This window comes from Brevibacterium metallidurans (assembly GCF_037101285.1).
In the GTDB taxonomy this organism is placed as follows: domain Bacteria; phylum Actinomycetota; class Actinomycetes; order Actinomycetales; family Brevibacteriaceae; genus Brevibacterium; species Brevibacterium metallidurans.
In genome coordinates, this window is sequence record NZ_BAAAAF010000003.1 from 313,828 (window position 1) to 328,471 (window position 14,644).

General features: G+C 69.0%; 18 protein-coding genes and 1 tRNA gene. 5 read left to right on the forward strand and 14 right to left on the reverse strand.

Annotated features, from left to right (window positions below):
* Window positions 1–4 precede the first annotated feature (4 nt).
* The gene (locus AACX88_RS06260; protein ID WP_009379458.1) at window positions 5–1,645 is read right to left on the reverse strand and encodes an amidohydrolase; all 1,641 of its coding nucleotides are present in this window, start codon (window positions 1,643–1,645) and stop codon (window positions 5–7) included.
* A gap of 94 nt (window positions 1,646–1,739) precedes the next feature.
* On the opposite strand from AACX88_RS06260, the gene AACX88_RS06265 reads away from it, so the two are divergent.
* Entirely contained in the window at window positions 1,740–2,360 is a 621-nt protein-coding gene (locus AACX88_RS06265) for a TetR/AcrR family transcriptional regulator (RefSeq protein WP_040342135.1), read from the forward strand.
* A 14-nt stretch (window positions 2,361–2,374) separates the two neighbouring features.
* Here the strand turns inward: AACX88_RS06265 and AACX88_RS06270 are convergent, their stop codons facing one another.
* Together AACX88_RS06270 and AACX88_RS06275 are read right to left on the reverse strand one after the other, a co-directional pair.
* Window positions 2,375–3,079, reverse strand: coding sequence for a hypothetical protein (locus AACX88_RS06270; RefSeq protein ID WP_009379454.1), 705 nt, complete (start codon window positions 3,077–3,079; stop codon window positions 2,375–2,377).
* Window positions 3,080–3,190: 111 nt separating this feature from the next.
* Window positions 3,191–3,655 carry a GNAT family N-acetyltransferase gene (locus AACX88_RS06275; RefSeq protein ID WP_063249135.1) on the reverse strand — a complete coding sequence of 155 codons (465 nt, stop codon included), beginning with the start codon at window positions 3,653–3,655 and terminating at the stop codon, window positions 3,191–3,193.
* 96 nt (window positions 3,656–3,751) lie between these two features.
* On the opposite strand from AACX88_RS06275, the gene AACX88_RS06280 reads away from it, so the two are divergent.
* Both AACX88_RS06280 and AACX88_RS06285 read left to right on the forward strand, forming a co-directional pair.
* Complete coding sequence (locus tag AACX88_RS06280; protein WP_009379447.1) at window positions 3,752–3,997, forward strand: hypothetical protein; 246 nt, start codon at window positions 3,752–3,754, stop codon at window positions 3,995–3,997.
* Window positions 3,994–4,983: an SRPBCC family protein gene (locus AACX88_RS06285; protein ID WP_063249134.1), complete on the forward strand. Its 990-nt coding sequence runs from the start codon at window positions 3,994–3,996 to the stop codon at window positions 4,981–4,983. Before AACX88_RS06280 ends, AACX88_RS06285 begins: the two co-directional genes overlap by 4 nt.
* Here the strand turns inward: AACX88_RS06285 and AACX88_RS06290 are convergent.
* The 4 genes from AACX88_RS06290 to AACX88_RS06305 form a co-directional block, all read right to left on the reverse strand.
* Complete coding sequence (locus AACX88_RS06290; RefSeq protein ID WP_063249133.1) at window positions 4,964–5,311, reverse strand: TfoX/Sxy family protein; 348 nt, start codon at window positions 5,309–5,311, stop codon at window positions 4,964–4,966. The two genes, AACX88_RS06285 and AACX88_RS06290, sit on opposite strands and share 20 nt — an antisense overlap.
* A gap of 37 nt (window positions 5,312–5,348) precedes the next feature.
* A complete protein-coding gene (locus AACX88_RS06295) occupies window positions 5,349–5,708 on the reverse strand; it encodes a nuclear transport factor 2 family protein (protein ID WP_063249132.1) in 360 nt (119 codons plus the stop codon).
* Between the two features lie 65 nt (window positions 5,709–5,773).
* A complete protein-coding gene (locus tag AACX88_RS06300; RefSeq protein ID WP_063249131.1) occupies window positions 5,774–6,217 on the reverse strand; it encodes an SRPBCC family protein in 444 nt (147 codons plus the stop codon).
* Complete coding sequence (locus AACX88_RS06305; RefSeq protein ID WP_063249130.1) at window positions 6,210–6,533, reverse strand: ArsR/SmtB family transcription factor; 324 nt, start codon at window positions 6,531–6,533, stop codon at window positions 6,210–6,212. Before AACX88_RS06305 ends, AACX88_RS06300 begins: the two co-directional genes overlap by 8 nt.
* A 203-nt stretch (window positions 6,534–6,736) precedes the next feature.
* Here AACX88_RS06305 and AACX88_RS06310 point away from each other — a divergent pair, with 203 nt between their 5' ends.
* Window positions 6,737–7,117, forward strand: a complete 381-nt coding sequence (locus AACX88_RS06310; protein ID WP_063249129.1) for a hypothetical protein — start codon at window positions 6,737–6,739, stop codon at window positions 7,115–7,117.
* A gap of 342 nt (window positions 7,118–7,459) precedes the next feature.
* On the opposite strand, the gene AACX88_RS06315 is transcribed toward AACX88_RS06310, so the two are convergent.
* Entirely contained in the window at window positions 7,460–8,167 is a 708-nt protein-coding gene (locus AACX88_RS06315) for an alpha/beta fold hydrolase (protein ID WP_339392234.1), read from the reverse strand.
* A 53-nt stretch (window positions 8,168–8,220) separates the two neighbouring features.
* Here AACX88_RS06315 and AACX88_RS06320 point away from each other — a divergent pair, with 53 nt between their 5' ends.
* Window positions 8,221–8,919, forward strand: a complete 699-nt coding sequence (locus AACX88_RS06320) for a helix-turn-helix transcriptional regulator (RefSeq protein WP_339392223.1) — start codon at window positions 8,221–8,223, stop codon at window positions 8,917–8,919.
* Between the two features lie 46 nt (window positions 8,920–8,965).
* Here AACX88_RS06320 and AACX88_RS06325 read toward each other — a convergent pair.
* The 6 genes from AACX88_RS06325 to AACX88_RS06350 all read right to left on the reverse strand — a co-directional run bounded on the left by AACX88_RS06325 (window position 8,966) and on the right by AACX88_RS06350 (window position 14,642).
* Window positions 8,966–9,047, reverse strand: a tRNA-Leu gene (locus tag AACX88_RS06325).
* A gap of 69 nt (window positions 9,048–9,116) precedes the next feature.
* On the reverse strand, window positions 9,117–9,590 hold the full coding sequence (gene bcp / locus AACX88_RS06330) for a thioredoxin-dependent thiol peroxidase (RefSeq protein ID WP_101624893.1): 474 nt from the start codon (window positions 9,588–9,590) through the stop codon (window positions 9,117–9,119).
* Window positions 9,591–9,682: 92 nt separating this feature from the next.
* On the reverse strand, window positions 9,683–11,434 hold the full coding sequence (locus AACX88_RS06335; RefSeq protein ID WP_339392224.1) for an acetyl/propionyl/methylcrotonyl-CoA carboxylase subunit alpha: 1,752 nt from the start codon (window positions 11,432–11,434) through the stop codon (window positions 9,683–9,685).
* Between the two features lie 3 nt (window positions 11,435–11,437).
* Entirely contained in the window at window positions 11,438–13,090 is a 1,653-nt protein-coding gene (locus AACX88_RS06340; protein WP_339392225.1) for a 5-oxoprolinase subunit B/C family protein, read from the reverse strand.
* A complete protein-coding gene (locus tag AACX88_RS06345) occupies window positions 13,087–13,857 on the reverse strand; it encodes a putative hydro-lyase (RefSeq protein WP_095376003.1) in 771 nt (256 codons plus the stop codon). Before AACX88_RS06345 ends, AACX88_RS06340 begins: the two co-directional genes overlap by 4 nt.
* Entirely contained in the window at window positions 13,854–14,642 is a 789-nt protein-coding gene (locus AACX88_RS06350; protein WP_095376002.1) for a LamB/YcsF family protein, read from the reverse strand. The genes AACX88_RS06345 and AACX88_RS06350 overlap by 4 nt, the downstream gene beginning before the upstream one ends.
* Window positions 14,643–14,644 lie beyond the last annotated feature (2 nt).

Here is a 14,644-nt window from a genome sequence, read left to right on the forward strand (position 1 = left end):
CCGGTCAGACTGTCGGGGCGGCGAGGCTGCCGCGCAGGTAGGTGGCGCGCACGCGCAGGGCTGCGAGTTCCGCGGCGGTGAGCGTGCGCGGGTCGGCGTCGAGGATGACGAGGTCGGCGCTCGCCCCGGGACGGATCTCACCCCAGGGTGTCGGCGCGCGGTCGGCGAAGGCCTGATGGGCCACGGACTGAGAGTACGCGTCGAGGGCGGGCCCGATGCCGACGATCTCATCAGGTGTCCATCCGCCTGCCGGTTCGCCGTCGGCGGTGCGCCTGCTCGTGGCGATCGCAAGCCCCTCGAGCGGGGCTCCGGAGGAGACCGGCCAGTCGGAGCCGAAGGCGAGTCTCGCTCCGGAGTCGAGGATCGAGCGCATCCGGTACTGCTCATCGGCCCGATCCTCGCCGAGACGGGGGACCGTGAGCACGGTCATGAGCGCATCGAGCTGTGCCCAGAGCGGCTGCATGGTCGCGATGACCCCGAGCTCGGCGAAGCGGCGCAGGTCGGCTGCGTCGACGAGCTGGGCGTGCGCGATGACGGGGCGGCGGTCGCGGGGACCGTTGATGGTGATCGCGGTCTCGATCGCATCGAGGGCCTGTCGGACGGCGGCATCGCCGATCGCGTGGATGTGGATCTGGAAGCCCTCGGCGTCGACGGCGGTGACCGCCTCGGCGAGGGAGTCACCCTCCCACACGCGCATGCCGTGGTTGTGCAGGGATGAGCAGTACGGTTCGAGGAGGGCACCGGTCTCGTTCTCGACGACGCCGTCGGCGAAGAACTTCACGGTCTCCGCGGTGAGCAGGTCAGACCCGGCGGCGCGGACTCGCGCACGGGAGGCGACCATGCCCGGCAGCTGTTCGGCGAAGTGCCGGGGGTCGGCGTAGAGGGCGAGGTTGACGCGGATGCCGAGGTCGCCGGACCTCGCGGCGGTGAGGTAGGTGTCGACGTCGGCGGGTTCGACCCACGCGTCCTGGACCCACGTCACCCCGCGGTCGAGGAGGTAGCGGGCAGCGCGGTCGAGCGCGCGGAGGCGGTCGTCTTCGGACTGGGGTGGGCGGACGGCGTCGATGAGGTCGACGGCACCCCATTCGCGGAGGATGCCGAGCGGGGAGCCGTCGGGCAGGCGGGGGATCTCGCCGAGGACGGGGTCGGGGGTGTCGGCGGTGATGCCGGCGAGCTCGAGCGCCCTGGAGTTGCACCACACCGTGTGGTAGTCCCACGCGCGGAGGACGACCGGACGGTCGGCCACCGCCTCGTCGAGCCAGCGGGCGTCGAAGAGTCCGCCCTCGACGAGGCTGCCGTCGTACGAGGCGCCGACGATCCAGTCGGCCTCGGGGTTCGCCTCGGCGCAGCGTCGGACCTCCGCGACGATCTCATCCACCGAGGTGCATCTGCGGACCTGGGGGCCTGCGGCCTCGAGCCCGCCGAACATCGGGTGCGCGTGCCCGTCGCCGAAGGACGGCATGAGGAACCCGCCGGCAAGGTCGACGTGTTCGACTGCGGTGTCGGCGGGAAGTTCGCCGAGGCGGGCCGCGACGTCGGTCGCCCCGACGGCGATGACGATGCCGTCACTGATGAGGAGGGCGTCACTGGGCTCGCTGCTCGCACCGCGCCAGATCGTGCCGCCTGAGAAATGGGTTGTCGTCACAGGACTCCCTTTCGCTCCATTGCGTACGAACAGTGTTCGTATTTGTGACCCTCAGCACGATACACTCTTCACGGAGTCAGGGGAAGTGGTGATCATGCGACTCAATCGGGACCGGCTTGTCAGTGCCGCCCTCGATCTCGTCGATGTCGAGGGGGCCGAGGCGCTGTCCATGCGCGTCCTCGCCGATCGGGTCGACCGCCAGGTCTCCTCGCTCTACAACCACGTCAGCGGGCGCGATGACCTCATCGAGGCGATGCGCGCGCGGATCGTCACGGGCATCGACGTCAGCGCCTTCGCCGAGTCGTCGGGTCTGGCCTGGGACGAGGCAATCGAGGTGTGGGCGCGTTCGTACCTGCGGGTCTTCGCCGCCCACCCCAACCTCATCCGCCTGCTCGCGACGACCTCGATCCGGGACCGGTCGACGTATGCGATGTACGACGCGGTCGTCGCGGGCCTGCGCCGAGGCGGTTGGCCGGAGTCCGAGGTCATCGCGGTCGTCCGCACGGTTGAGGCGCATGTGCTCGGGTCGGCGCTCGACATGGTCGCCCCCGGTGACCTCCTCGCGCAGGAGGCCGCCGATGAGCAGTTCCCTGCCGTCCATGCGGCGCTCGCCGCTCACAATGCCGACTCGTACGGGGCGGAGCCGTCGTTCGAGCTCGGGCTCGCTGCCCTTCTCGACGGGTTGCGGGTGCGACTGGCAGCCCGAGTGGCGTGAGCGGCGTTCGCGTCCTATAGGCGCGGTTCGCCCCAGATGCCCATCGCGAGGAAGATGACGGCGGCGAGCAGCGTGAGCGCGGTCGCCCAGGGGCGGAGGTTCGCGTTCGCGATGCGGGTGAAGAACGCAGAGAGTTTCGCAGAGACCTTCGGGAAGCGGTTCCATGCCCAGGTGAGGAGCACGTAGGGGGCGATCATCGCGGCGATGAAGACGAGGTAGACGATGCCGCGGATGATGATGTCCTCGCTCACGGCGCGGACGATGCGGGCGACCATGTACATCGTCGCGAAGTCGCTGAAGCTGATGACGGTGTTCGAGATGCCGATGAGGACCATCGCCCCGGCTTTGCCGGTGGGCTTCCTGTGCGGCCTCTTCGGTTTCGGAGGTCGGCGCAGCCGCACGGCCATGATGATGCCGGCGGTGAGGAAGAGGGCGCCGGCGGCGAGGTCGACGCTGTGACGGACGAGGACCTTCTCGATGTCGCGACTGACGAGGGTCTCGAGCGTGTGTGGGTCGATGACCTGGAGGGCGAGGAGGATGACCGTGGCACCGAGGATGAGTCCGAGGAGCATGAAACCCATCGCGCGCTTGGCGCGGGGAACATCGGTGAGGACCCGGAAGGACACGGCGATCGTCGTCGGACTGATGCCCATGACGAGGCCGAGGCCGATGAGGCTGATCGCAGCGCCGACGAGACGCACGAGGTCTGACACGAGCATGGAAGCAAGACTACCGGGGTAGGGTCGGTCCATGGACGACACGAGGCTTGCCGATTTCTGGGCGGGAGCGCGGGCGGCGTCGCCCGTCGTGTGCGAGCAGTTCCGAGTGGTCTACTCGGCAACCGGTGCCGCGTCGTAGGTGAGCCAGTTCGTCTTCGTCGCGACCTGGTCGTAGAGGGCCTGTGCCTGCGTGTTGTCGTCGGCGGTGATCCACCGGACGACCGAACGCCCCTCCTCGGCCGCGATCTCCTGCAGCCGGGCGATGAGCGCGCGACCGGCCCCGGTGCCGCGGGCTTCTGGGTCGGTGAAGAGGTCGTCGAGCCAGAGGCCGACGGTCCCCGTCGATGGACGGGAGAATCGTCGGTAGTCGGCGATCGCGACGATCCGCCCATCCGCCTCGGCGACGAGTCCTTCGCACTCATGGGACGGATCCATCAGCCATCCCCAGACGCGCTCGACGACGTCCTCGGACTCGGGGAGCTTGTAGAACTCCCGGTAGCCGCGGAAGAGCTCCTTCCAGCGGGACTCGTCGGAAGCGGTCACAGGGCGAACGGTGAGGTCGGCGGTTGAGCTCATGAGCCCACTGTAGAGGTCCGCTGAGCCCGCGGGAAGCGACCGCCGGTAAGCAACAATGGTTGACAGGCGGCGCGTTAGCAACGTAAATTGACAGACATGGAATCGACACAGATCGCCGATGTCGCGGCCGACACGAGTGACCCCCGGGCGGGGCTGCGGGCAGTGTCATCGTTGCGCGCACTCACCGAACGCCTCGAACTCGCCCAGGTCGAAGCCGGACTGCGAGCCGGGATGAGCTGGCAGGACGTCGCCGACGCGCTCGGCGTCTCCCGGCAGGCGGTGCACAAGAAGTACGCGAAGAGGATCGATCCGACGATCCCCGTCCCCAGGAGGGCCCGATGAGCAGGTTCACCGATTCCGCATCGACGTCGTACTCGCTGTCGATCACGGCGATGGAGGAAGCCTCGCGCGTCGGCCAGCGTGAAGCCGACATCGACCACCTGTTCCTCGCGCTCACCGTCAGCGAGCAGACCGCCGGTCAGGTGCTGCGCAGTCTCGGCATCACGATCGACGACGCCCGGGAGGCGGTTGCCGCGCAGCATGCCGAACAGCTCGCCGGACTCGGAATCCGCATGGACCCGCCCGAGCCCGGCCGTATCGTCTTCCACGAGACCGAGGGCTACGAGTGGGGTGACCGTGCGGTGAGGATCCTCCAGTCCGCGAACAGCTCCGGCAAGCGAGGTGACGCGGCCGCGGTGCTGCGCGACCTCGTCGTCGAACCGAGCGGCATGATCGAATCGATTCTCCAGCGTTTGGGCACCTCGCCCGAGGCTGTGCTCGCCGAGCTCGACAGAGTTGAGCGTCTGTCGGACCGGCGTTCGGGCTCGACGAGTGCGGATGCGCTGTCGGGCACGGCTGCGGCGTTCGTCCCGGCGCCGATCGATGACGTGTGGCGCCTGATCTCGGACGCCTCGCGACTGCCCGACTGGGATCCGACGATCGACGCCGTTGAGGACGGCGCCGCTGCCACCTCGGCGGGTCAGTCGTGGGCTGCTCGAACGCGCTCGACCCGGCGCGATGGGACGCCGGTCACCGTCAAGCCCCACGTGGTCAACCAGCGAGTGGAGGTCGTCGAGGCCGATGAACCGCGGTTCATCGAATGGCGGGCCACCTACCCCGATGCTGCGCGGGCCAACGCCCGACGCACGTCGATCGCCCTGGAACCGGCGGCCGGCGGCACCCAACTGCACATCGAGTACGCGTGGGTGCGCACCTCGACCAGCCTCGTCCGCCGCCTCCTCGGGCTGGTCCTGCGGCCGCTTCAGCGCTTCCTCATCTGGATCCAGCTGGGGCAGCTGCGTGCCGGGATCAGCCGCGCGTTCCGGTGACGGCCCGGTTGTGCTCGAGGGCCGCATCGACCCACGCGCTCAGCCCGGCGTCGTCGCCGATCGCCGTGGCAGCGACGTCGATCCACCCCGGACCCATCGTCCGTCCGGCACCCATCTCGGCCTGCCGAGCACCCGGCCGGCCGACGAGCTCGTCGTGACGGTCGGCGTCGATGCGCACGAGCAGGCTGCCGGACTTGAGTCCACTCACGGCGATCTTCTCGCTGACCATGAACGACCGACCGCCGAACATCGCGACCTCGCGCACCGCCGGCTCGTCGGCGAGCAGGGCACGGAGTCGGTCGACGAGGGCTCCTTGTTCGGGAGTCATCGCTCACTCCTCACTGGTGTGCACGCGTCGACGTCGATCATGACGGGTTCGGCGGACCGTAGGAGAGCCGGTCGAACATGAGCAGGCTCTCGGTGATCAGACCGTCCCGGACCGTGAAGAGCTCAGCGGCCGGAGTCGTCGACGTCGCAGCGGTCTGCGGGTAGTAGAAGAGGGCGACCTGATCGCCGTCGGAGAAGTCGGTGACCTCCTCGATGCCGGTGAGCATGGGGGCGAAGCCGCCGATGAACTGCCGGTAGGCGTCCTTGCCGGCGATGTCCATGCCGGGGGCGCGGCACGCGATGTCCTCGGCGACGTGCTCCATCGCCTCATCGACGCGGCCGTTCGTCCAGGCCTCGTGATACTTCCTCACGGTGTCGTATGCGGTGGTCTCGGCCATGGGATTCTCCTCATCTCTCGGTGTTCCCAGTTCCTGTGAATAGTCTTCCGTCGGATCGGGCGGAGTCAGTGCGGGCGGTCGGGCAGCGGCACCCACGTGTCGGGTCCCGCGTCGCCGCCGGTCCCGGCGATGACGAGGCGGGAGAGGAAGTGCGACCAACCGTCCGCATGGCCGGGCACACTGACCTCGGGCAGGTCCGAGTGCCGGAGATCGACGCGCGTGCCCGCCGAGGTCGGAGTGAGCCGGAATTCGACGGTCGAGGCGCCGGCGGGCAGATCGTCGCTGCCGGCGAACCCCCACGAGACGACGACGCGGCTGTGGGGATCGACGTCGAGGAACTCACCGCGGACGGGATGGCCGGCGATGTCGACGGCGAACTGACCGCCTCGGCGAGGGTCGAGGTCGGCGAACTCACCCATCCACGCCGTCATCCCCTCGTTCGTCGTGAGATAGGCGAAGACGGCCTCGGGTGGGGCGGCGATGTCGATAGAATCGGTGAACTCAGCCATGATCACTCTCCACGGCGGCCTTGAGGGCGGAGAGCTTGGTGGGCCAGAAGTCATCGAGGTACGTGCGCACCGCAGCGAGGCCGTCGGTGCTCACCGCGAAGAGGTGCCGCGTGCCCTCCCGGGTGCCGACGGTCAGTCCCGCCTTCCGCAGCACGCCGAGGTGGTGCGACGTCGTCTGCTGGGAGAGGCCGAGCTCCTCGGCGATCGTCCCCACCGGTTTCGGGGAAGTGCGGATCGCTGCCAGGATGGCCCGACGGTTCCCGTCGGCGAGCGCGCGCAGCGCCCGATCGAGGTCTGGTGCGGCCTCAGCGTTCATCGCGATCCCAATCGTTCGGACTGTGCTGTGTACCCTCACTGTAACACAAATGAGTGTTTGTACTCATAGAGATGAGTGAATTAGGACTGTGCGCCTGTAGAGTTGAAGTACAACGGCAAGACCTACGACACGTTCACGACCAATGTGCCAGTCTCGTACCGAGGGAAGAACGTGGTTACATCATTCCCTGCAAAGAAGTGCTGATGACTGAGAAGATCCACGACCTTGACTACGTTCTCGCCGGGCGGCTGGCTGACATGGTAGGTGCAGTAGGCGACGTTGAAGTTCATGGCACCGAAATGACATTCCCAATGCGTGACAACGAAGGCTCAATTGTCAGTTTCAGTATCGACGTTCGTGAACTTGCAGACGAAGTCGAGGCGAATAGTTCTGACGCGGTCGTCGCGATGGGAAACAGCCGTGGACGACAGCATGCAGCGCTCGCGCTGATCGCAAACCGAATCCTCGAGGATCATCACGAAGACTGGGACACGTCCTCCAGCGATGAGGTCGAGCATCGCATTGACGATTACGAACCGATCGTGATCGACATGGAGAATTTCCCGTCGAAACGACGTAATTAGCGTCATCTCGTGTAGAACGACCAGCCCCGGGGGCTGTTTGCGTGGGAGACCAGCCGTACTTGGTTCTCCACTTATAGTTCACAGTAACTCTCCCGGGTCAGGCCGCGTGCTGCGAACATGATCGTTGCCGTCCTCACCGCCGACCACATTCTCATGTGCCTGGACCAGGTCCGTGTCGACGTCCTGCACACCACTGAAGTGCGGGAGGTGTGAAAACGGCAGCGGCCAAGAGCGACTGGATCCGGCGAAATGGCAAGGACCTGAAAGCAGCGCGGCGACAAGTGGAAGAACAATCCGTCCGCGTTCTGCGCAGGGTGAGGGCGATGTTGCGCTGCTGACGAATCACTCGGGGCCGGTCGTCTTACGCGGCAGCGTGTCGACGAAGGCGGTGATGGCGGTGGCGAGTCCGGCGGGATCCTCGAGCATGGGCACGTGCCCGGTGGTCAGCTCCCGTGTCCACTCGCCGCCGAGGTTCGCCGCGAAGCGCTTCTGCAGCGCCGGCGGCAGCTCCTTATCGGTCGTCGACATCACGTATCCACGGGGTGCGCTCCACGTGCCCGGGCTGAGGTGATCGCGATAGTAGGCCTGGGGTTCGGGGGTGAAGTCGCTGATGAGACGGTCGACGATCTCACCGTCGAGGCCGCTGGCGAGGTTCTTCCGGATGGCCGACTCGGGCGGCCTGGTCCCGGCGAACCTCATCGCCGCGCCGAGCACCCACCGGTTGGGCGCGGGCATTGCGGAGACGAACGACCCACCGGCCGGCGGCACGATCGCGCTCACCGCGAGGAAGCCGGCGACCCGTTCGGGAGCGAGGCGGGCGATCTCCGAGGCGACGACGCCGCCGGCCGAATGGCCGACGAGGACGACCTGCTCGGTCGGCATCGCGGCGATAGCCGCCTCGGCGTAGTCGCGCAGACGCGCGGATTCCGAGGTGGGGCGTGGGGCGACGACGGAGGTCATCTCCTCGCCGAGGTGGTCGCGGGCCTGATCCCAGATCCACGAGGGGAGGTCCGGCGCCGGAGAGGAGGAGAAGTGACTGCGAGTGCGTATTCATGGAACCATCATGACCGACTCCGATGTCACTGGTATGTCACCATTTATCCATGAATCGCATCGATCGTCTCTACGCCCTGCGCGAGGAGCTGCGCCGGGCCGGTTCGGCGGGTCGGACGGCGGAGCGGCTGTCGGAGATCTTCGAGGTGAGCGTGCGCACGATCAAACGCGACATCTCGAGCCTGCAACAGGGTGGTTTCCCTGTCTGGGCGCAGCCGGGCCCGGGCGGCGGGTACGCCGTCGACGCGGCGGCGACCCTGCCGCCGGTCAACTTCACCGAGGCTGAGGCCTCGGGGCTCGCCGCTGCCGTCGCCGCCCATCGTGGTCAGCCCTTCGACGGCGACGCTCGGGCGGCGCTGGCGAAGGTCCAGGCGGTGATGGACGCACGCACACGGGAGCGGTCGGACCGCCTCGGCGCGCGGATCTGGATCGATCATGCCGATGAACCGGGATCACCGCAGGTGAGGAGGGCCGTCGAACGGTCGCTCGAGGAACGGAGAGTGCTGTCTCTGCGCTACCGCGATCGGAACGGGCGCGAGTCGGCGCATCGGGTCGATCCGATCTTCCTCGCACACACGCAGAGTCGGTGGTTTCTCGTCGCCCACAGTCGCGACCGGGAGGCCATCCGCTGGTTCGTCCTCGACCGGATGCTCACCGCCCACCTCACGGCGGAGCCGGCGGCCGACATCCCCGTCGCCTCGGTCGGTGCCCCGCCGACGACGGCCCGGGCGGTCACAGGCGGGGCCTGAACGACACTGTGCCGCGACACCGATCGGTGTCGCGGCACAGACTGCGTACGCGAGAGGGGACTTGAACCCCTACGTCCGAAGACACTGGAACCTAAATCCAGCGCGTCTACCAATTCCGCCACTCGCGCGTGGCCGCATCAAGCCTAGCAGGACGCGGGCAGGCGGCCGAAAGCCCGAGCTCGCGGGCGAGCGGCCGCTCAGGCGGCGTCGATGCCGAGCGCCTTGCGCAACCTTCCGACGTGACCGGTGGCCTTGACGTTGTACTGGGCGAGTTCGACCTTGCCTTCGGCGTCGACGACGACGGTCGAGCGGATGACGCCCTGGACGACCTTGCCGTAGTTCTTCTTCTCGCCGAACGCGCCCCACTCGTCCATCATCGCCTTGTCCGGATCGGAGAGCAGCTCGAAGGTCAGTCCTTCCTTCTCCTCGAACTTCTTGAGCTTCTCCGGCGAATCGGGGGAGACGCCGAGGACGACGAGACCGGCGCTCGTCAGCGCGGAGAGCGAATCGCGGAAGTCACACGCCTCCGTCGTGCAGCCCGGCGTCATCGCCGCCGGGTAGAAGTAGACGACGACCCGCTTCCCGCGGAAGTCGCTGAGGCTCACGGACTTCCCGTCCTGATCGACGAGCGTGAAGTCCGGGGCGGTGTCGCCGACTGACAGACGTGGCATGAGGTCTCCTCTTCATGATGCTGACGTTTCCGTCCACTCTATCGGCCGGGAAGGACTCGGCACCCGCCGGGACGGACTCTGCCCATCCGACCTCACCGGATCCGGGCGATGGCCTCCCCGACGACGACGACGTCGCCGACCGACGCGTCATGGGTGAGCGTGCCCGCGGCTCCCGCCTGCACCCGGGTCTCCATCTTCATCGCCGAGAGCACGGCGACCTCGTCGCCTTCGGCCACCTCGGCGCCGTCATCAACGAGGAAGTCGACGAGGCTGCCGGGCACAGGCGCGGTCACCGCAGTCGATCCGTCGTCCGAGGCCACTGATCCCTCGGCGCGGTCCCCGTCCTCTCCGGTCCCCGCCGAGGCGGTCCCGCCGACCGACCCGAGTGCTGCGAGCAGCGCGTCGGGCAGGCCGAGTGTCGTGAGCTTCCCGTCGATCTCGATGTCGACGCGGGTGATCCCGTCGCCCGATACGGGCGCGGGCCTCTCCTGCGGGGCGAACTCGGGCAGCAGCTGGGATTCGATCCACTGCGTGTCGATGCCGAGGCTCTCCCCGGCGAAGGCCGGGTGGCGGAGGATCGCCAGCGAGCACGGGAGCACGGTGGCCGGACCGACGACGTCGAGCTCGGTGGCCGCGGTGATCGTTCGCGCGATCGTCGTGGCCCGGTCGGGTCCGTGGACGATGAGCTTCGCGAAGAGGGAGTCGAAGGCAGGCTGGACGGTGTCACCGGCACGGACCCCGGAGTCCCAGCGCACCCCGGGCCCGCCGGGGACGGTGAGGGTCTCAATGCGCCCGGGCGTGGGGAGGAAGCCGCGGCCGGGATCCTCGGCGTTGATCCGCAGTTCGATCGCGTGTCCGCTGACCTCGGGGGTCGCCGACAGGGACAGCCCCTCGCCGAAGGCGATGCGGAACTGCTCGGTGACGAGGTCGACCCCGGTGACCGCCTCGGTGACGGGGTGTTCGACCTGGAGCCGGGTGTTGACCTCGAGGAACGTCATCGTCCCGTCGGCGGCGAGGAGGAACTCGACGGTGCCGGCGCCTCGGTAGTCGACCTCGGCGCAGATCGCCTCGGCCGAGCGCTGGAGGCGTTCGCGCTGCTCCTCCGAGAGGTTCGGGGCAGGAGCCTCCTCGACGAGCTTCTGGTTGCGCCGCTGGGCCGAACAGTCCCGGTCGCCGACGGCGACGACCGTGCCCCTTCCGTCGCCGACGACCTGGACCTCGACGTGGCGGGGGTGTTCGAGGAACTTCTCGACGAAGCATTCGGGACGACCGAACGCCTCGATGGCCTCCCGGGTCGCCGATTCGAAGGCCCCGGCGACGTCGGAGATCTCGCGGACGATCTTCATCCCGCGACCACCCCCGCCGTGGGCGGCCTTGATGATGATGGGCAGGCCGTGCTCGGCGGCGAACTCCTCGACCTCAGCGGCGTCGCGCAGCGGCCGGTCGATTCCCGGCGCGAGCGGTGCCCCGGCCTTCTGGGCGAGCTGCCGGGCGGTGACCTTGTCCCCGAGCGCGGTGATCGAGTCCGGGGTCGGTCCGATCCAGATCATCCCGGCGTCCTCGACGGCGGCGGCGAAGTCGGCGTTCTCCGAGAGGAACCCGTAGCCGGGATGGACGGCGTCGGCACCGGCCTGCCGGGCGGCTGCGATGATCGCCTCGATGCTGAGGTAGGTCTCGGCGGCGGTCGTCCCGGGCAGGGCGATCGCGACATCGGCGAGCTGCGTGTGCAGGGCGTTGGCGTCCTGATCGGCGTAGACGGCGATGGAGGTGTGCCCGTTCTGGGCGCAGGCGCGGATGACGCGCACGGCGATCTCGCCGCGGTTGGCGATGAGGATTCTCGACATGGTTCAGCTTTCGTCGGTGGTGGTGGAGTCGACGGTGGCGGCAGTGTCGGCAGGACCCGAATCCGAACGCCGGAAGCGGATCCGGACCCCCGGGGCGAGCTGGGCTGCGAGGTCGGTGTCGTCGACGCTGCCGATGATCGGATAGCCGCCGGTGAGCGGATGGTCGGGGCCGAAGAGCACGGGCTGACCGTTCGGCGGCACCTGCAGGGCACCGGTGACCGCGCCCTCGCTCGGCAGCTCCCCGGTCCGTGCCCGCTCGAGCGGAACGTCCCCGCTCAGCCGCAGGCCGACCCGGTCGGATTCGTGGGTGACCGTCCACTCCTGGTCGAAGAGGGTGGCGACCCCCGCGGGGGTGAACCAGTCATCGCGCGGTCCCAGGGTGACCGTGAGTTCGACGACCTCACCCGGTGTCGGCAGGTGCCTACCCTCGCCGAGGCGGGGGCCGGGATCGACGAGGAACGGTGCGTTGGCGGGCCCGTGGAGTCCGATCGTGTCCTCGGCCGTGAGCGCTGCGGGTCCGAGGTGCCCGAGGGTGTCACTCGAGGCACTGCTGAGCGCGGTGGTCACCGCCAATCCGCCGCGGACGCTGAGGTACCGGCGCAGCCCACGCTCGCTCGCCCCGATCTCGAGGCGGTCGCCGTCGACGAGGGAGAACGCCTCCCCGACTTCGGGCCGGTGGACGACCCCGTTCGCGCCGGTGAGCGTGATCGGCCCCTCGGCCCCGGTCACCGCGGCGACACCGTCGCCGGTGATGTCGAGGACGGTTCCGCCGAGGCTCTCGAGGGCTGCGGTGTCCTCGGCGTTGCCGGCGAGGCGGTTGGCCTCCCGCAGGGCCGCCCGGTCCGCGGCTCCCGCGCTCGAGACGCCCATCGAGGCGAACCCGGGCCGCCCGAGGTCCTCGACGAGGAGCTGGAGTCCCGGTTGGACGACGGTGAGGGAGTGCGTCGCCGAGGCTGAGCCGGATCCGGAGTCGGAGTCGGTGACAGTCTCCGTCGAGTCCGCGGTCGGTTCGGCGCCCGCGCCCCCGATGCGCACGCTCTCCCGTTCGGCCTCGCGGAAGGTCACGAGGGTGCCGGGGACGAAGAGCGCAGGCGGGTCCCGGTCGAGGTCCCACAGCCGCGCGTCGGTGCGGCCGATAAGCTGCCATCCTCCGGGGGAGCTGCGTGGGTAGACCCCGGTGAACTCCCCGGCGAGACCGACGGAGCCGACGGGGACCCGGGTGCGGGGGTTTGAGCGGCGGGGCACGTCGAAGAGCGGGTCGTCGCCGGCGAGATATCCGAAGCCGGGGGCGAACCCGGAGAACGCGACCTGCCAGCGGGCCCGCTGGTGGCGGGCGACCACCTCGGCGGGGGAGACGTCGAGGAGGTCGGCCACCTCGGCGAGGTCCTCCCCGTCGTAGCGGACGTCGATGGTCACGGTGCGGGCATCGTCCTCGCCTCCAGAGCTGAGGTCGAGACCGCGGATGGTCTCCTTGAGCTCCCGCGCCGAGGTGCGTCCCGGGTCGAAGCGGACGAGCACGGTGCGGGCGGCCGGCACGAGTTCGACGACGCCGGGCAGCCCCGCGGTCTCGAGGCTGTGGTGGAGGCGCATGGTCGCGGTGAGGTCGGCGCACTCGACGAGGAGGTGCTGCCGGGAGGCCGTGTGGAATTCGGTCACTGGCGGTAGTCGCTTTCGGGGGCGTCGGTGATGAACATCCGCCCGGGGGAGTGGGTGAGGGCGAAGGGCGGCGCCGATTCGGCAATGGCGACCTGCGGGGTGACTCCGCACGCCCAGAAGACGGGGATGTCGCCTTCGGCCATGACCGGGGCATCGCCGAAGTCGGGGGAGTCGAGGTCGGTGATGCCGATCGCCGCGGGGTCGCCGATGTGGACGGGAGCGCCGTGGACGGCGGGGAAGCGGTCGGTGATGCGCACCGCCTCGGCGACCTGATGGGCGGGGATCGGGCGCATTGAGACGACCATGTCGCCGGCGATCCGGCCGGCCGGTCGGCATCGGGTCGACGTCCGGTACATCGGGACGTTGCGCCCGGCGTCCTGGTGGCGGATGGGGATGCCCGCGTCGAGGAGTCCGGTCTCGAACGTGAAGCTGCACCCGATGAGGAAGGACACGAGGTCGGGGTGCTCGGCCCAGATCTCGGTGGCGTCGTCGATCTCCCCGGTGAGCTCACCGTGCTCCCACACCCGGTAGCGGGGGAGGTCCGTGCGTAGGTCGCTGCCCTTCGCGAGCGCCGATTCGACCTGTCCCGGTTCGAGGACGTCGACGATCGGGCACGGCTTCGGGTTGCGCTGGGCGAAGAGGAGGACGTCGAAGGCCCAGTCGGCGGGGACGGCGATGAGATTGGCCTGGACGAATCCCGGCGCCATCCCCGAGGTAGGGCCGGTGAAGCCGTGACGGATGCGCTCGCGGGCGGCGGCGCCGGTCACGACCGCGCACCGGCGAACGGAGCGATGACGACGCCGGCCTCCTCGAGGACGGCGCGGGAGGCCTGCGCCATCTCGATCGAGCCCTTCGAATCCCCGTGGAAGCAGATCGATTGGGCGTCGACGGTGATGACACTGCCGTCGATCGCCTCGATCTGCCCGGTCTCGACGAGGCGGAGGACCCGGGCTGCAACGAGCGCCGGGTCGTCGAGGACAGCGCCAGCTTCGGTGCGGGAGACGAGCGAGCCGTCGGGGTTGTAGGCGCGGTCGGCGAAGGCTTCGGCGGCGACGGTCAGTCCCACCTCGGCGGCGACCCGGTTGGACACGCTGCCGGCGAGGCCGAGGAAGGTCAGGTTCGGGTCGACGGCTTTGACCGCCTCGGCGACGATCCTCGCCTGCGCTTCGTCGTGGACGATCGCGTTGTAGAGACCCCCGTGGGGTTTGACGTAGGCGACCGTGCTGCCGACCGCGGTGGCCAGGCCGATGAGCGCACCGATCTGGTACTCGACCTGGGCCTGCAGGGTCGCCGCGGGCACGTCGAGGGCGCGGCGACCGAAGCCCTCGTAGTCGTCGTAGCCGGGGTGGGCGCCGATGACGACGCCCCGGTCGGTCGCCTCGGCGAGGGTGGCCCGAATCCCCTCAGGACTGCCGGCGTGGAACCCGCAGGAGACGTTCGCGCTGGTGACGACGCCGAGCATCGCCTCATCGTCGCTGACGATGCGGTCGGGGACGTTCTCCCCGAGGTCGGAGTTGAGGTCGATCGTGGGTGCGTGCTGGGTTGTGGTCATTC

Coding starts and splice junctions, on each gene's coding strand:
- AACX88_RS06335 (WP_339392224.1), bottom strand. CDS start 11,434: ATGTCGAGAATCCTCATCGCCAACCGCGGCGAGATCGCCGTGCGCGTC.
- AACX88_RS06320 (WP_339392223.1), top strand. CDS start 8,221: ATGAATCGCATCGATCGTCTCTACGCCCTGCGCGAGGAGCTGCGCCGG.
- bcp (WP_101624893.1), bottom strand. CDS start 9,590: ATGCCACGTCTGTCAGTCGGCGACACCGCCCCGGACTTCACGCTCGTC.
- AACX88_RS06305 (WP_063249130.1), bottom strand. CDS start 6,533: ATGAACGCTGAGGCCGCACCAGACCTCGATCGGGCGCTGCGCGCGCTC.
- AACX88_RS06280 (WP_009379447.1), top strand. CDS start 3,752: ATGGAATCGACACAGATCGCCGATGTCGCGGCCGACACGAGTGACCCC.
- AACX88_RS06350 (WP_095376002.1), bottom strand. CDS start 14,642: ATGACCACAACCCAGCACGCACCCACGATCGACCTCAACTCCGACCTC.
- AACX88_RS06265 (WP_040342135.1), top strand. CDS start 1,740: ATGCGACTCAATCGGGACCGGCTTGTCAGTGCCGCCCTCGATCTCGTC.
- AACX88_RS06285 (WP_063249134.1), top strand. CDS start 3,994: ATGAGCAGGTTCACCGATTCCGCATCGACGTCGTACTCGCTGTCGATC.
- AACX88_RS06295 (WP_063249132.1), bottom strand. CDS start 5,708: ATGGCCGAGACCACCGCATACGACACCGTGAGGAAGTATCACGAGGCC.
- AACX88_RS06275 (WP_063249135.1), bottom strand. CDS start 3,655: ATGAGCTCAACCGCCGACCTCACCGTTCGCCCTGTGACCGCTTCCGAC.
- AACX88_RS06310 (WP_063249129.1), top strand. CDS start 6,737: ATGACTGAGAAGATCCACGACCTTGACTACGTTCTCGCCGGGCGGCTG.
- AACX88_RS06290 (WP_063249133.1), bottom strand. CDS start 5,311: ATGACTCCCGAACAAGGAGCCCTCGTCGACCGACTCCGTGCCCTGCTC.
- AACX88_RS06270 (WP_009379454.1), bottom strand. CDS start 3,079: ATGCTCGTGTCAGACCTCGTGCGTCTCGTCGGCGCTGCGATCAGCCTC.
- AACX88_RS06300 (WP_063249131.1), bottom strand. CDS start 6,217: ATGGCTGAGTTCACCGATTCTATCGACATCGCCGCCCCACCCGAGGCC.